This is a genomic window from Nocardioides ultimimeridianus (genome assembly GCF_054777895.1).
Window position 1 is genome coordinate 37386 of record NZ_BAAHAB010000023.1, and the last position, 15905, is coordinate 53290.

The 15905-nt window shown below is 72.8% G+C and carries 13 protein-coding genes; 1 reads left to right on the forward strand and 12 read right to left on the reverse strand.

The window, feature by feature from the left end; translation table 11 throughout:
- Nucleotides 1-66: 66 nt before the first annotated feature.
- Genes ACYU8V_RS20810 through yczE form a run of 11 tightly spaced genes read right to left on the reverse strand, consistent with a single transcriptional unit; the run spans nt 67 to nt 12724 of the window.
- Nucleotides 67-813 (reverse strand): FHA domain-containing protein, encoded by a 747-nt coding sequence (locus tag ACYU8V_RS20810; protein WP_460850145.1) that lies wholly within the window; start codon nt 811-813, stop codon nt 67-69.
- Nucleotides 810-2099 carry a VWA domain-containing protein gene (locus ACYU8V_RS20815; RefSeq protein WP_460850146.1) on the reverse strand — a complete coding sequence of 430 codons (1290 nt, stop codon included), beginning with the start codon at nt 2097-2099 and terminating at the stop codon, nt 810-812. Before ACYU8V_RS20815 ends, ACYU8V_RS20810 begins: the two co-directional genes overlap by 4 nt.
- Nucleotides 2092-3222 (reverse strand): protein phosphatase 2C domain-containing protein, encoded by a 1131-nt coding sequence (locus ACYU8V_RS20820; RefSeq protein WP_460850147.1) that lies wholly within the window; start codon nt 3220-3222, stop codon nt 2092-2094. The genes ACYU8V_RS20815 and ACYU8V_RS20820 overlap by 8 nt, the downstream gene beginning before the upstream one ends.
- A complete protein-coding gene (locus ACYU8V_RS20825; RefSeq protein ID WP_460850148.1) occupies nt 3219-5600 on the reverse strand; it encodes a serine/threonine-protein kinase in 2382 nt (793 codons plus the stop codon). The genes ACYU8V_RS20820 and ACYU8V_RS20825 overlap by 4 nt, the downstream gene beginning before the upstream one ends.
- On the reverse strand, nt 5597-6706 hold the full coding sequence (locus ACYU8V_RS20830; protein WP_460850149.1) for a hypothetical protein: 1110 nt from the start codon (nt 6704-6706) through the stop codon (nt 5597-5599). The genes ACYU8V_RS20825 and ACYU8V_RS20830 overlap by 4 nt, the downstream gene beginning before the upstream one ends.
- Entirely contained in the window at nt 6703-7638 is a 936-nt protein-coding gene (locus ACYU8V_RS20835; protein ID WP_460850150.1) for a glutamate ABC transporter substrate-binding protein, read from the reverse strand. The genes ACYU8V_RS20830 and ACYU8V_RS20835 overlap by 4 nt, the downstream gene beginning before the upstream one ends.
- On the reverse strand, nt 7635-8864 hold the full coding sequence (locus ACYU8V_RS20840) for a hypothetical protein (protein WP_460850151.1): 1230 nt from the start codon (nt 8862-8864) through the stop codon (nt 7635-7637). Before ACYU8V_RS20840 ends, ACYU8V_RS20835 begins: the two co-directional genes overlap by 4 nt.
- On the reverse strand, nt 8861-10237 hold the full coding sequence (locus tag ACYU8V_RS20845) for an AAA family ATPase (protein ID WP_460850152.1): 1377 nt from the start codon (nt 10235-10237) through the stop codon (nt 8861-8863). The genes ACYU8V_RS20840 and ACYU8V_RS20845 overlap by 4 nt, the downstream gene beginning before the upstream one ends.
- A complete protein-coding gene (locus tag ACYU8V_RS20850; protein WP_460850153.1) occupies nt 10234-10734 on the reverse strand; it encodes a hypothetical protein in 501 nt (166 codons plus the stop codon). The genes ACYU8V_RS20845 and ACYU8V_RS20850 overlap by 4 nt, the downstream gene beginning before the upstream one ends.
- A 34-nt stretch (nt 10735-10768) precedes the next feature.
- Nucleotides 10769-12016 carry a toxic anion resistance protein gene (locus ACYU8V_RS20855; protein ID WP_460850154.1) on the reverse strand — a complete coding sequence of 416 codons (1248 nt, stop codon included), beginning with the start codon at nt 12014-12016 and terminating at the stop codon, nt 10769-10771.
- A 30-nt stretch (nt 12017-12046) separates the two neighbouring features.
- Nucleotides 12047-12724 carry a membrane protein YczE gene (yczE, locus tag ACYU8V_RS20860; RefSeq protein WP_460850155.1) on the reverse strand — a complete coding sequence of 226 codons (678 nt, stop codon included), beginning with the start codon at nt 12722-12724 and terminating at the stop codon, nt 12047-12049.
- A gap of 61 nt (nt 12725-12785) precedes the next feature.
- Between yczE and yczR the strand changes: the two genes are divergently transcribed.
- Complete coding sequence (yczR, locus tag ACYU8V_RS20865; protein WP_460850156.1) at nt 12786-14240, forward strand: MocR-like transcription factor YczR; 1455 nt, start codon at nt 12786-12788, stop codon at nt 14238-14240.
- 68 nt (nt 14241-14308) lie between these two features.
- Here yczR and serA read toward each other — a convergent pair whose 3' ends face one another.
- Nucleotides 14309-15901, reverse strand: a complete 1593-nt coding sequence (gene serA / locus ACYU8V_RS20870) for a phosphoglycerate dehydrogenase (RefSeq protein ID WP_460850157.1) — start codon at nt 15899-15901, stop codon at nt 14309-14311.
- Nucleotides 15902-15905 lie beyond the last annotated feature (4 nt).

The following is a 15905-nucleotide window of genomic DNA, read 5'->3' on the forward strand; positions in this document are numbered from 1 at the left end:
GTCGCCGTCGTGCCCGCGCCTCTCCCCGCACAGCGGAGAGGGGTGCGGGCCGGCGGCGTCGGCGACTCAGGACTCGCCGGGAGCCGCCTTGCGGATGACCAGGCGGGTCCAGGCGCCGAGATAGATCCGGTCGTCGCCGTCGAGCTCGCGCTTCTGGCCCGCCACCAGTGGGGTCGCGGGGAGCGGACCGACGGCGTCGGCGACGTACGTGCCGTTGGAGGACCCGAGGTCCTCCACCCACCAGCGCGTCCCGTCGGTGGTCAGCTGGCAGTGCCGGCGGCTGATCCCCGAGTCCGAGGACAGGTCGATGTCGGGGTGGATGCCGCGGCTCTGGGAGGCACGCCCGACCAGCAGCGACCGCGTCCGCAGCGGTACGACGGACGGCAGGCCCGCCGAGGGCAGCGGGTCGTCGGACTCCTGGGCGGCGTACCAGTCGGGGTCGATCCAGATCTCCGCGACCCAACCGGGCTCGATCGCCGGCGCCGCGGGGGTCGTGGGCGCGGCACCCAGCGGCGGCGGGGCCTCGGCGCCGGCGTCCGGCAGCGACGGCGGCGCCAGCGGTCGCGGCATGCTGCCGGTGGTGAAGTCGTAGCCGCAGGCCTCGCAGAACAGCGCGTTGGCCGGGTTGACCACCTGGCAGTTCGGGCAGGTGGCCGGGGCGTCGGCCGCGTCGGCCGGCTGCGGGTCCTCCGCCGGCTGCTCCGCGGGCTCCTCCGCCGCCGCCGGCGCGGGCTGGTCGCCGATCGGGAGGCCGCAGACGTCGCAGTAGTCGTCGGCCGACGACTGGTGCCCGGCCGGGCAGGTCGAGGTCATGAGGTCGTGTCCCGGCGGATCCGGGTCGTCTTCGTGGATGCGGTGTCCAGGGCCATCTCGTCTGCCTTCTCGACGGAGCGCTTCAGCTTGACCGTACCCTCGGCCTCGTTCTCCACGTCCACCACCTTGCGCAGCTTGGAGGTGGCCTCGTCGTTGCCGGTCTGCGCGGCGAGCTGCACGGCCCGGCCCAGCTTGGTGGTCGCGGTCGCGTCGTCACCGGCGGCCTTGGCCGCGAGGCCCTCCTGGATCGCCTGGGCGAGCTCGGTCTGGCCGGTGTAGTGGGCGACCTGCTGGTCGATCTTCGTGGTCAGCGACTCGTCGCCGGACCAGCGGGCCTTGACCAGGCCCTGGGCGACGACGTCGTTGCCGACGACGAGCTGCACGCGTGCGGCGAGCTGCTCCTGGCCGATCGCCTTGGCCGCCACCCGCACCGCCACGTGGTAGTCGCGCGACTCGTCGGCCCAGCCGCCGGTCGGGAAGTCGCCGGTGAGCGGGTTGACCTCGACCCGGCGGGCGGTGAGGTCCTCGACCGTCGGCGACACCTGGCGCACGAACAGGATCTGGGAGCCCTGCGGCGCCCAGACCCGCAGCTTGGCGTCGGCGACGCCGCGCGCCATCGAGGCCCGCATGATGTCCTGGAACTGGGCGCGCATCTCGCTGGGCCCGGGGATGATGTCGACCGTCCCCAGCAGGGCCTCCGAGATCCGGCGTACCTCCGCCACCTGCCAGTCGGTGCCGACGCCGCGGCAGTCGGCCTGGAAGTAGCCGGTCGCGCGCCGGATCGCGTCATCGAGCTTGCCGGGGCGCTCCCGGTTCTCGCCGTCGGTCAGCAGCAGGACGTGCCGCTGGGTCACCGACGGGACGGAGGTGAACAGCTGGCCGGCGAGGTCGAGCCAGGTGCTGATGGCCGTGCCGCCGCTGCCGACGAAGCGCGCGGCCGCGCTCTTGGCCTCGGTGCGGGTGCGCTCGTCCATCCGGACCATGCCCGGGCCGCTGGAGACCTGCGGGTAGGCGAGCATCGCGTGGTCGGCGCCCGCGATGACCGCGAACCAGGTGCCGTCGACGATCTCGTCGAGCGCGGCCTTGGCGCCGTCGATCGCCGCCCGCATCGTGTCCGGGCCCATCGAGCCGGAGGTGTCGACGATGATGATCTCGCCGGCATCGCCCGCGCTGCCCTGGCCGGCCGTGCCGGCGCCCGCGCACGTGATCGTGACGATCGCGTTGACGTCGGTCCCGCCGTCCGGGAGGTACTCGTTCTGGTAGACCGCGGCGCTGAACTCAGCCATCGTTCTGTCCTTCTTCCTGTGCTCCTGCGCTCTGACTTGCCGGTGCCCCGGCCTGCTCGAGCCGCGCGACCGCGACCGTGATGTTGTCGTGCCCACCGCACGTCGTCGCGAATTCGACCAACGACGAGGCCAGGGCCAGAGGTTCCCGGGTGCCGGCGGCAGCGACCTGGGCTGCCAGCTCGGCGGGCAAGGACGCGTAGTTCCACAGCCCGTCCGAGCAGACCACGAGCCAGCCCGGCGCGGTGACGTCGAGCTGCCCGATGCGCGGGGTGATGTCCGGGCTGTCCCGCCCGAGCCACTTGGTGATCGCGTGGGCCTGCGGCGAGGTCTCCGCCTGCTCCCTGGGTACGCCGGCGGACATCTGCAGCTGCGCCATCGAGTCGTCGACCGACAGCTGCACGCCCTCACCGGTGTCGGGCAGCCAGTAGGCACGCGAGTCGCCGATGTTCGCGACGTGCACCCGGGTGCCCTCCACGATCCCGCACACGAACGTCGCCGACGCGGGGTTCGGCGAGTCGGGGTCGGTGGTCGCGACGATGGCGGTGTTGGCCGCGGTGACCGCGTCCGCGAACGTCCTGGCCACGGCGGCCTCGCGGCTCTGCGCGGTGCCCATGCCGGTCGGCAGCGGCCGGCGCAGCACCTCGCGCGCAGCCTTCGCCCCGGCCAGCGAGGCGACGTCGGAGTCGACCGAGCTGGAGACGCCGTCCAGGACGATCAGCACCGCCCGCGACCCGGGCTCGGCGGCGGCGAGCAGCGCCATCGCGTCCTCGTTGCGCTCGTGCACGACACCGCGGTCGCAGACACCGGCCACCCAGGCGGCGGGCGTCTCCTCGAAGTGGTCGCGCTCGCTGGGTGCCTTGGTGCCGCACACCGTGCAGTAGTAGTCGGGGCCGACCTCTCCCCCACAGCTCGCGCACGGGCGACGGCCGGCGGGCGCGACCGGGTCCGGCAGCGCGTCGGCCGGGCGCCGGGTCGGCGCGCTGATCGGCGCGCCCTCCAGCGGACCGCCGTCGGCCGGCGCCGGAGCGGTGGTGACCGCCGCCGGCGTACCGACCTCGGCGCCGCAGCTCTCGCAGAACCGCACGCCCTCGGGGACCGCGGCCCCGCACTTCGGGCAGGTCATACCAGGCTCCAGGTCCGTACGGCGTTGGCGCGGTTGACCAGGTCGATCCGCTCGCGCCGGTCGTGGTGGTCGCGGGCGAGACCGCGCAGCGCCGACTCCAGCGCGGCCCGGACGGCACGCTCCGACGCCTCCACCGAGCCGATCCGCGCGCCCTGCACGGTGGTCGCCGACACCATCGGCAGGGCCTCGGAGAGGATCCGCACCCGGTACTCGTTCTTGTCGGCCGGGTCGAGCTGGGCGGCCTCGACGGTGCGCATCGCCTGGTCCAGCAGCCCGAGGTCCTGGCGCTTGTCGGCGAGCAGCACGTCGGCGCGCAGCCGGCGGCTCTGGGTGAAGCCGCGGCTCGTGGTCGGCACGAGGTCCAGGGCCTTGCAGGCTCCGTCGGTATCACCCGCCGCCGCCCTGACCCGGGCCATGCCGAACGCCGAGGAGGGCACGTACGCCGCGTCGGTGGCCAAGCACGCCCGGTACAGCGCCTCGGCGACGTCGGGCAGACCGCCACGCTCGCAGGCGTAGGCCAGGGCGAGCTTCGGCGCCAGCTCCCCGGGCACCTGCTGGTAGACGGCGTTGAAGGAGGCCTTGGCGCCCTCCCAGTCGCCGTTCGAGACCGCGGCGAGCCCCTCGATCCACAGCGCCCGCCACTCCCACGGGTCGTCGGAGAGCAGCGAGGCGGCGTACCGCTGGGCCAGCACGGAGTCGTTCAGCTCCAGCGCCGCGCGTGCCCGGCTCAGCCACACCTCGGCGGAGTCCTCGGGCGCCCGCTGCAGTGCGTCGAGGCGCTCCTTCGGGTCGTCGGTGCCGATCGTGACGAGCCAGGTGTGCTGGGGGTCGGTCGTGTCTTCGCGCAGCGAGGGCAGCTGGTCCCAGGACTCGATCGGCCCGGCCGTCGCGGGCGTCTCGAAGAGCACCGACGCGGCGGAGGTCAGCGCCGTGCCGTCGTGGCCGCGCGCGACGGTCTCGCGCAGGACGCCGAGCATCTGCGTGCGCAGCTCGTCGACGGAGGCGAACCGGTCGGCGGGATCGGTCGCGCAGCACTTGGCGAGCAGCCAGTACAGCGAGTCGTTGGCCTGGAACAGCGGGGTCTGGTCCACCGGCGGCAGCGAGTAGAGATAGGTGCCCTGGTAGCCGCGGAACTCCAGGCACAGCACCAGCAGGGTGCGCCCGATCGTGTAGACGTCGGAGGCCACCGACGGGCCGACCTCGGCCACCTCGGGCGCCTGGTAGCCGACGGTGCCGTAGATCGCCGACTCCTGGTCGTCGATGCGGCGTACGCCGCCGAGGTCGATCAGCTTCATCGCGTCGCCGACCTGGATCATGTTGTCGGGCTTGAAGTCGCAGTAGACCAGGCCGAGGTCGTGCAGGTACTGGAACGCCGGCAGCAGCTCCAGGATGTAGGCGAGCGACTGGTCCACCGGCAGCGGGTCGTAGGCGCCGCCGTTGGCCGCCATCCGGTCCTTGAGGATCTCCTTGACCGACTTGCCGCCGACGTACTCCATGACGATGTAGCCGGCACCCTCGTGGGTGACGAAGTTGTAGATCTCGACGATGGAGGGGTGCTCGACCTGGGCCAGGAACTGCTGCTCGGCGATGGCCGCCGCGAGCGCGTCGGGGTCGCCGGAGTTGAGCAGGCCCTTGAGCACCACCCAGCGGTTCGAGACGTTGCGGTCGCGGGCCAGGTAGATCCAGCCGAGACCGCCGTGCGCGAGGGCGCCGGCGACCTCGTACTGCCCGGCGACCAGGTCGCCGGCCTTGAGCTTCGGGGTGAACGAGAACCCGGTGCCGCACTGCGGGCAGAAGCCCTCCGCGCGCCCGGGCTGCCCGTCGTGTCCGCGGCCCACGGCCGCGCCGCACTTGGCGCAGGACCGCTTCTCCTCGGGCACCTGCGGGTCGGCCATGATCGCGGCGGCCGGGTCGATCGTGGGGGCGGGCGGCACCGAGGTCAGCCCCGCGCCGAGGCGGGCGGCGCGCAGGCGCTGGGATCCCGTGCGGGTACGCCGCGTGGCGTGCGAGCCGGACAGGCCGGCCCGCTTCGAGCCGATCGCCGCGGAGGCGACGCGCGAGGACGAGGAGCCGGTGGTGATAGGGGCGCTCATCCCCGTGGTGATCGGGGCGGCGGAGGCGGTCGGGGCGATCGGGCTTGCCGACGAGGCGCTGCCCCGGGTGGCCTTGACGGTCGCCTGCGGCGCGGCCGACGGGCTGCCGCAGACGTCGCAGTAGCCGTCCACGATCGTGCCGGTGCAGCCGGGCTGGGTGCACCCGTCCGCGGCGGACGCGGTCGGAGCCGCCGTGGCGACGCCACCGGTCCCGGGCGTCCCGCACACGTCGCAGTAGCCGTCGACGATGCTTCCGGTGCAACCGGGCTGGGTGCAGGTGCTCATGCGGTCGTCTCCTTGGAGAGCCAGATCTGGTACGTCGCGACGAGCTGTTGCGCGACGGCGATCGGGGTGGGGCGCCGGTCGAGCAGCGCTCGCGCCTGCTGCTCGCTGGCCACGAGGTCGGGCTGGTCGGCGACCCCGAGCGCCCGGGCCTTGGCGACGTACGCATCGAGGAGGTCGACGAGCTCGCGGTGGTCGTCCAGCGCGTCGGCGTACCGCTGCTGGGCGAGCTCGAGCGCCTGCGAGACGCGGTCCAGCCGGTGCTTGTAGGCGCCGATCGCGTCGGCGGTCACCGGCACCGGACCGAGGGCGTCCACGTCCGGGACGGCAAGGCGGGGCGCGGGATCCACGGTCGCCACGCAGTCGTCGGCGAGCTTGCGCAGCGCCATCGCGCGCTGCTCGAGGTCGGCCCGCAGCTCGCGCGCGGAGAGGACCTCGTCCCGGGCGTCGCGGCGGCGGGCGTTGCCGACGATCAGGTCGCGCTCGTAGATCGTCGCGTCGCTCTCCAGCGGGCCGAGCAGGCCGCCGACGTCGGCGCCGCGCTCGGCCCGGCCGGTGATGTCGTCGAGACGCTGGATGAGCCCGGCGAGCCGGCGGGCGCCGGCCTCGCGGCTGTTCGCGGGCTCGAGACCGAGCTGGTCCCGGATCCGCTCCAGCTGGGCGCGCAGCTGCTTGATCCGGGCAGCGGACGCGTCGGCGCCCGGCACCAGGGCCAGGCTCGCGCGCAGCTGGGCGACGAGGGCGTCGCAGAGTCGGCCGGCCTCGGGCAGCGACACCGCGAGCCCGCCCGGCAGGCCGGTCGCCCCGTCCAGCCGGCCCCACACCAGGGCCGAGATCCGCTCGCGCTCCTGCTGCAGCACCCGGCCGCCGTCCCAGGTGGCGAAGATCAGCCGGTAGCGGTCCGAGATCGCCTTCCACAAAGCGAGCGCGAGGGCCATGTCGCCGGCGACCTCGCCGCCGCGGCCGGTCGCGAGCGCGGCCTGGTCGAGGTCGTCCAACTCGGAGCGCCGGCCGCGGATCCAGTCGTCCAGGCTCGCCAGGTACGCCTGGATCTCGGCGGGCTCGAGGGCCTCGCCGAGCTTGCCGGGAGCAGCGGGGGCCGGGCTCATGAGCGGCCGTACAGCGGGGCCGGCGGGCTCGCGGCCACCTTCAGGTAGGGCTTGAGCCACTTGTCGTAGGACGCCTGCCAGCGACCGTCCTGCTCGTACTGGGCGATGACGTGGTTCACGAAGGCGACCAGGTCCTTGGCGTCGCGGTTCATGCCGACGCCGTACGGCTCGTCCTCGAGCGGCTGCTGGGGCGGCACCACGGCGTACTTGTCCTGCGCCACGAGGCCCGCCAGGACGGTGTCGTCGCTGGTGATCGCGTCGGCGTCGCCCTGCTGGAACTTCATCAGGCAGCCGGTGTTGGTGCCCGCTGTCACGGCGATGGCCTTCCGCTCCACCTTCTGGATGTTGGCCAGGCTCGTCGTGCCGCTGACCGCGCAGACCGTCTTGCCGGCGAGGCTCTGCGGTCCGGCGTACGACGCCGCGGCGTCCTTGCGGACCAGGACCTTCTGGCCGGCGTCGAAGTACTCGCTGGAGAACGCGATCTGCTGCCACCGGTCGCAGTTGATGGTGAACGCGCGGATCACCATGTCGACGGTGCCGTCCTCCAGGTACGGGATGCGGTTGCTCGCGGTGATCACCCGGAACTCCGCCCGCACTCCCAGCGCGCTCGCGATCGCCCGCGCCAGGTCGATGTCGAAGCCCTCGACGCCGTTGGTGTTGACGTTGCGCGCGCCCATCCGCAGCGTGTCCCAGGCGACGCCGACCCGGAGCACACCGCGCTGCCGGATCGCATCGATCGTCTTCCCGCTCCTGACCGCGCTCGGCGCGTAGGAGCGCAGGTAGGAGCTGGGCTGGCTCTCGGCCTCGGTGCACGTGGTCGCGGCCGGCGAGGAGGCCGCCGCCGCACTCGGCTTCGGTACGACGGTGTCGGCGTACCCGCACCCGGACAGGAGCAGGCCGGCCGCCAGCGCGACGGGGACGATGCGCCTCACAGGAACTCCTTCTGCCGCTCGCCGATCCCGCGGGACACCGCCACCGCGGCCACCAGCCCAAGCAGCGCGCTGAGGATGCTGAGCAGCAGCGCGAGGATGCGGCCGCTGCGCAGGTCGTGGCTGGCCTGCGCGCCGGCCGACCTGGCGAGTGCCTGCAGCTTGCCGTTGAACGTGTCGAAGGGCGCGCTCGCGCCCGTGGCGCTGTCGCTCGTCGCGGCCACGACGGCCCGCTTCCACTGGTTGGTCTCGTCCAGCTTGACGATCGCCTCGTGCCGCTTGACGTAGGTCCGCCAGCTGGTCAGGTCCTCGGCCGGGGCGGACTTCTCGACCACGGTCCTGGCCGCGTCCCACTGCGGCTCCCACACCGATCCCGAGCCGCGGTTGATCAGCCGCAGGCTCTCGATCGCCTTCGCGTCGTTGGCCGCGGTGCGGGCGGTCGCGGCCGTGGTGGCCTGCAGGTAGGAGTGGCTCTTGGTGTGGCTGTTGCTGCGGGCATCCGCGAACGCCAGGGCTGCGGTGACCAGTGTCGTGAGGACGACGATGACCGCCCCGATCACCAGGCCGGTGTTGAACCGCCGGCGGAACAGCCCGGCCAGCTGCCGGTTGACCAGGAAGAGGCAGATCAGCGCCAGGATGCCGAGCGCGAGCAGCCAGGTCGGGTGTTGCCCGCCCATCGCGTCCTGCGAGCGCTTCTGGTTGGCGGCGACGAGCGCCTCGACGATCGGCTTCGCGTCGTCACGCAGCTGCTGCGACGCCGTCTGCTGGTAGGCGATGCCCAGCGGGTAGCCGAGCCGGTCGTAGACGGCGGCCTGCGCGACGTTGCTCGTGTAGTCCTCGATCTGCCCGTTGAGGGCGGCGAGCGCCGCACGGTCGGCGGGCTGCGCCTCGGCCGCGTCGGCGATGTTGCTGAGCACGTCGGCGATGGCGGCGTCGTACTCGTGCTGGCGCTTGTTGGGCTCCAGCCCGGCCAGCAGGTAGCCGTTCGTGGCGAGCGCGTCGGCGCGCAGCATCGAGGACTCGATGTCCTGCACGCGGGTGAGCTGGTCGGTGTCGCCCGCCGCGCGCCCGTCGGACTGCCACGCGAGGAATTGGAGCAGTGCGCTGAGCACGCCGAACGCGACCACGGTGACGACCGCGATCAGGTTCAGCCGGGTGAGCAGGGCCGGGGTGTCGACGAACACCGGGGCGGCGGGAGCGGCGGCCGGTGCCGGCGGTGCCTGGGTCATGCCTGCTCCTTCACGCTGTCGACCGGGATGTCGACCGTGTCCGGCCCGAGATCGGCTGCGCTGAGACTACGCAACTGCTCGAGCGTCGGGGTGGCGACGTCCCGCAGCCGCCACGCCTGGCGGCCGATGGCGGCCTCCAGCTCGTTGCGGACGAACCGGGCGTTGCCGAACGCGGGACCGCGCTCGGTGTCCTTCAGGATCGCGCGGAGCCGGTCCAGGACCGCCTCGTCCACGTCGTAGTCGGCCGCCTTGGCCATCGAGGCGAAGATCGTCACCAGCTCGTCGTCGGAGTAGTCGACGAAGTCGAGCATGGTCCGGAACCGGCTCTCCAGACCCGGGTTCTCGGCGATGAAGCCGGCCATGGGGACCGGGTAGCCGGCCACGATGACGACCAGGTCGTTGCGCTTGTCCTCCATCTCCTTGACCAGCGTGTCGATGGCCTCCTTGCCGTACTGGTCGCCGGACAGCGAGTACGCCTCGTCGATGAAGAGCACCCCGCCCTCGGCCGACTTCACGACCTGTGAGGTCTTCTCCGCGGTCTGGCCCAGGTAGCCGGCCACCAGCTCGGAGCGGTCGCACTCGACCAGCTGGCCCTTGGACAGCAGCCCGAGCGCGCGGTAGATCCCGGCCACCAGCCGCGCCACCGTGGTCTTGCCGGTGCCGGGGTTGCCGTTGAAGACCAGGTGCCGGGTGATGGTGGGCTGGCCGAGGCCGGCCTCCTTGCGGAGCCCCTCGATGCGCAGCACCGCCGCCTGCTTGCGGATCTCGGTCTTCACCGCGTCCAGGCCGGTCAGGGCGTCGAGCTCGGCGAGGAGCTCCTGGACGGTCTTGGTGGGGGCCTCGGGCTCCTGCGCCGGCTCCGGCGCGGGCTTCGGCTCGGCGGCCTCGGGCTGTGCCGGCTGTCGGTCTCGATACACCTCCTCGCTGGCGCTCGTCGGCACTCGACCGACGACGGGCATCGGCCCGCGCAGATCGAGGCTGCTGCCCCCCAGCTGGGCGGCCGAGGCCATGGCCGCGTTGCCGACCGCGCGCGGGTCGGGCGTGCCCAGGGCGGAGGCGGCACTGGCCACGTCGGCGAGCGCGGCGGCGTACGCCGGCGCGTGCTCGGACCGCTCGAGCTCGAGCACGCCCATGGTCGGTGTCGGCGCGACCCGGAACCGGCGGCCACGCACGGCGGCCTCGAAGAACGCCTCGGCGGCGCCGGCACCGGCGTGGCCGGCCTGCTCGGCCCAGTCCGCGAACGCGCCCTTGTTCGGCTCGGCGACCGTCGCCGCGAGCGACTCCCCCTCGGCGACGGCGGTCGCGGGGTCGACCCCGGCCTTCGCCGCGACGGCCTCCAGCGCGGCCAGTGCCGCACCCAGCGTCGTGCTCACGGGGCCCCCACCGTCAGCTCGGGGCCACCGCTGTGGCCGAACTTCTCCTGCAGGAACCGGCCGTGCGTGACCAGCGCCTGCGCATCGGCGCGGTTGGCCGCGTCAAAGATCTTGTCCATGGTGGCCGCGAGCAACTCGAGCTGGTCGATGAGGATCATCAGCGCGGTCTTCTGCCCGTCCAGCGGCCGGGTGTCGGCCCAGTCGCGCGGCAGTCGCAGATAGCCGCCCACGGCCTCGGGGAGGTACTCGGTGGCGGTCGCCACGACGGCGTACCCCTCAGCGCTGCCGAGGCCGAGCTGGCGCATCCGCGGCAGCGTCTGGCTGATGGTGCGCGCGATGCCGACGACGCGTGCCATGACGACCGGGGGCGCGTTGCCCTCGGTCAGCATCGCGTTGACCCGGTTCAGCGATGCGAGCACGTCCTTCTCGGTCGGTGCGGGAGGGACGACGTACGTCTGCTCCTCCGGCTTGCGGCCGAACCACGACCTGATGCCCACGGTGCTCCTACTGGCTGCTGTTGTCCGCGTCGCGTCAGGCGGGCCGGGTGGGATCGGCGATGTCGAGCGCCCCGGCGGCGTTGCGCTGGTCCTGCTGCTGGACGCGGTCCAGGTAGGCCTTCGACTTCTGCACCTCGGTCTCCAGCACGCCGATGGTGGTCGACATCGAGTCGAGCGCCTTGAGCTTGAAGGAGTCGATGGAGTCCATCGTGGCGTAGATGTTCTGGAAGGCGGCCTGCAGCTGCTCCATGCCGATCGTCGCCGATGCCGCCTGCTCCTGGATCTTCGCGGAGTTGTCGCGGAGCATCTCCGAGGTGCTCTGGATCATGTTCGAGGTCGTCGTGTTCAGCGCGGTGATCTGGTCGAGGACCAGCTTCTGGTTGCCCAGCGCCTGCGCCACGATCACGGCCGTGCGGAGCGCCGAGATGGTGGTCGTGGAGGCGCGGTCGACGCCCTTGATCAGCTCGATGTTGTTCTTGATGATGATGTCGATCGCCAGGTAGGCCTGGATCGAGACCGCGAGCTGGGTGAGCAGGTCCTGGTGCTTCTGGCGGACGTAGAACAGCACGTCCTGGCTCAGCGTCTTGGCCGCCTCGGGGTCGCTCAGCTCGAGCTCGGCGATCTTGGCCGACAGCTTGGCGTCGAGGCGCTCGGCGACGTAGATGTACTGGTTCAGCCGGCCCATGACGGCCCACAGGTTGGCCTTCTCCAGGTTGAGCGCGACGTTGTCCTTGGTGAGCTCGTCCTGGCCGGCACGCAGGTGGTGCAGGATCCCGTTGAGCTGGTCCTGGGAGGACTGGTACTTGCGGAAGTAGTCCTCGACCTTGTCGTTCCAGGGCATCATCTCCCAGAACTTGCGGGCGCCCCGGGCCTGGGACGGGTCCAGGTCCTCGACGGTACGCCGCAGCGCGATGAGCGTCTTGCCGACGTCGGAGCCCTGCGCGATGCCACCCTGCTTGAGCGCCGTGACCGGCTTGTCGAGCATCCGGTTGGAGGTCTCGGCCGCCCGCCGGATGTCGGCGTCGCCCATGGTGCGCACGCCCTCGGCCTGCTTGGCGAACTCCGGGCTGCCGACCTTGGCCGCCGCCAGCGAGGCGAGGAACCCGTCCACCTTCGCATCCAGCTCCGGCACCTGCGCGGGGTCGACCTGCGGCGCCATCTTCGGGGCCTGCGTCTCGATGACGACCGGCGGCGCCTCGGGCGCGGTCAGCTGGATGACCGGGTCCGGCGGGGCGAGCGGGGTCGGCTCGGGAGCTGCAGCGGTGGCACCGTCTGTCGTCATGTTGCTGAGACTATCCAGCGGAGCCAGGAGTTATGCCGGGTTGGGGCATCCCGCTGCGAGGACCGGCTCGGCCCCGTCCAGGCGGACGGTCGCCAGCGGCAGGAGCTCCTGCACGATCGGGCCGATGGTGACGGCGTACAGGACGGTGCCGAGGCCGACCGTGCCGCCCATCGCGAACCCGATCGCGAGCACGGTCACCTCCAGGGAGGTGCGCACGACCCGGATCGGCCAGCCGGTGCGGTGGTGGATGCCGGTCATCAGGCCGTCGCGCGGGCCCGGGCCGAGCTGGGCGCCGATGTAGAGGGCGCCGGCGACGCCGTTGAGCACGATCCCGCCGACCAGCAGGGCGCCGCGGGCGACGGCTCCGTCCGGGGCGTCGATCATCGCGAGGCTGGCGTCGGTGGCGACGCCGATCACGATCACGTTGGCGATCGTGCCGAGGCCGGGGGCCTGGCGCAGCGGGATCCAGAGCAGCAGGACCAGGGCGCCGACCGCGATCACCACGGTGCCGAAGGACACCGGGATCCGCGCGACGATCCCGGAGTGGAAGACGTCCCACGGGTCCAGGCCGAGGCGCGAGCGGATCATCATCGCCATGCTCAGCCCGTAGATCCACAGGCCGACGAGCAGCTGCGGGATGCGGCGGCCGAGGCGGCCGGCGCGGAGCTGGGCCACCGGACCGAGGGCGGCGAGGGGCGTCGGGGACATGCCTCCAGTGTGGTCCGCATTGGACTGTTGAGAAATAGCCAATCATGGTTCACTGGCCTCTATGGAGCAGACCACTTCCGCCGCTCGACTGGCCGTGCTCGTCGAGGGCTTCCCGCGCTCCCCCGCGTACGTCGGCCTGGCCGACGCCCTGCGCGAGCTGATCGGCGACGGCCGGCTCTCCTACGGCACCCGGCTGCCGAGCGAGCGGTCCCTGACCTCGGTGCTGGGGGTCTCGCGGACCACCGTGACGCGGGCCTACGAGCTGCTGCGGGAATCGGGGTACGCGGAGGCACGTCAGGGGTCCGGCACCTTCACCCGGCTGCCCGGCGGGCCGCGCCGGGCCACCGACCGCGCGCTCTCCCCCGGGCCCGCCTCCTCCGCCGACGACGTCATCGACCTGGTCTGCGCGGCGGCCACCGCGCCGCCCGGCATCGCGGCGGCGTACGCCGAGGCGGCGGCCGACCTGCCGGCGTACCTCGGCGGGCACGGGTACTACCCGGCCGGGCTCCCGGCGCTGCAGAGCGCCATCGCGGCGACGTACGACGCGCGCGGCCTGCCCACCCGGCCCGAGCAGGTCATCGTCACGGCCGGTGCGCTGGCCGCGACCGCGATCGTCGGTGCGGCCCTCGCCGGTCCGCGCGAGAAGGTGCTGGTCGAGTCGCCGACGTACCCCAACGCCGTGGAGGCGCTGCGCACCGGCGGAGGCCGGCTGGTGACCATCCCGCTGGACGAGTCCGGGTGGGACCTGGAGGCCGTCGAGGCCGTGCTCGCGCGGCACCGGCCGCGACTGGTGCACCTGATGCCCGACCTGCACAACCCGACCGGGCTGGTGATGCCGGAGCGGAGCCGGGCGGCGTACGCACGGCTGCTGCGGCGCCATGGCGGCACCGCCGTGGTCGACGAGGCGCACCACGATCTGCTGCTGGACGGGCAGGAGCCGAGGCGGCCGTTCGCGTCGTACGCACCCGACGCCATCACGCTCGGCAGCGCCAGCAAGGCGATCTGGGGCGGCCTGCGGCTCGGCTGGATCCGCTCGCCGCTGGACCAGGTCGACGCCCTGACCCGGGCACGGGTGGGGCTGGACCTGGGCGCGCCGGTGCTGGAGCAGCTGGTGCTGGTGCGCCTGCTCGGTGACCGCGCCCTCCTGGCGACCCATCGGGCGCGGCTGGTCGCCCAGCGCGACGCGCTGATGGACGCGCTCGCCGAGCACCTGCCGGACTGGACCTACCGCCGCCCCGACGGCGGGATGGTCCTGTGGTGCCGGCTGCCGCGGCCCGGCGCCGTCCCCCTCGCCGACGCCGCCGAGCGGCACGGCGTCCTGCTGGCCCCCGGCCCCGCCTTCGCCCCGGAGGGCGGCCTGGACCGCTGGGTCCGGCTGCCGTTCACCGTGTCCGCGGACCTACTCGAGGAGGCGGTACGCCGGATCGCGGCCGCCTGGGCCGAGGTCGGTGCCGGAACGACCACGCCGACAACACCGGCCGGACGCGGACGTCCGGGCGGCGTGATGGTCGCCTGACCGCGAAAAGACAGTTCTGGCTCGCCGAGATCGCAATCTCGGCGAGCCAGAATGCTTCTTTCGGCGGGTCAGTCCGTCAGGTCGACGGCGTGGATCGAGGTGGCGTCGATGGCCTGCGCGATCTCGGCGAGCGTCTCGGCCGGGATCTCGGAGTCGACCGACAGCGCGACGAGGGCCTGGCCGCCCTTGGAGTCGCGCGAGACCTGCATGCCGGCGATGTTGACCTCGGCGCCGCCCAGGATCTGGCCGACGGTGCCGACCATCCCGGGGCGGTCGTCGTAGGTGAAGAAGGCCAGGTGGTCGGTGGGCTCGATGTCGATGTCGTAGCCGTTGACCTCGACGATGCGCTCGCGGCGCTGGATGCCGACCAGGGTGCCGGAGACCGACACCTGCGAGCCGTCGGCGAGGGTGCCGCGCAGCGTGATCAGGTTGCGGTGGTCGGGGCTCTCCGGCTCGGTGACCAGGCGTACGGCGAGGCCGCGCTCGGCCGCGAGGAGCGGCGCGTTGACGTAGGAGACCTGGTCCTCGACGACGCTGGTGAAGACGCCCTTGAGGGCGGCCAGCTCGAGCACCTTGACGTCGTGGGCGGTGATCTCGCCGCGGACCTCGACGTCGAGCTGCTGGGCGACCTCGCCGGCGACGCCGGTGAACAGCTGGCCGAGCTTCTCGGTGAGGCCGATGCCGGGCCGGACGTCCTCGGCGATGACGCCGCCCTGGACGTTGACGGCGTCGGGCACGAGTTCGCCGGCGAGCGCGAGGCGCACCGACTTGGCGACGGCGACGCCGGCCTTCTCCTGGGCCTCGTCGGTCGAGGCGCCGAGGTGCGGGACCGCGACGACGTTGTCGAACTCGAACAGCGGGCTGTCGGTGCAGGGCTCCTTGGCGAACACGTCGAGGCCGGCACCGGCGATGCGGCCCTCCTTGATCGCGGTGTAGAGCGCGTCCTCGTCGACGATGCCGCCGCGGGCGGCGTTGACGACGACCAGCGACGGCTTGGCCTTGGACAGCGCGTCCTCGCCGATCAGGCCGATCGTCTCGGGGGTCTTGGGCAGGTGCACGGTGAGGAAGTCGGCCTCGGCCATCAGGGTGTCGAGGTCGACCATCCGGATGCCGAGCTGGGCCGCGCGGCCGGGCTGCACGTAGGGGTCGTAGGCGATGACGTCCATGCCGAAGGCCTGCAGCCGCTGGGCGACCAGGACGCCGATCCGGCCGAGGCCGACGATGCCGAGGGTCTTCTCGAACAGCTCGATGCCGCTGTACTTCGAGCGCGCCCACTCGCCGTTGCGCAGGGCGGCGTGGGCGGGCGAGATGTTGCGGGCGGCGGCGAGCATCAGCGCGATGGCGAGCTCGGCGGCCGAGACGATGTTGGAGGTGGGCGCGTTGACGACCATCACGCCGGCCTGGGTGGCGGCCTTGACGTCGACGTTGTCCAGGCCGACGCCGGCGCGGGCGACGACCTTGAGCCGCTTGGCCGCGGCGAGCGCCTCGGCGTCGACCTTGGTCGCGGAGCGGACCAGGATCGCGTCGACGTCGGCGATGGCCGGGAGCAGCTCGGCGCGGTCGGCACCGTTGCAGTTGCGGATCTCGAAGTCCGGGCCGAGCGCCTCGATGGTGGCGGGGCTGAGCTCTTCGGCGATCAGGACGATGGGACGAGCGGTCACAGCG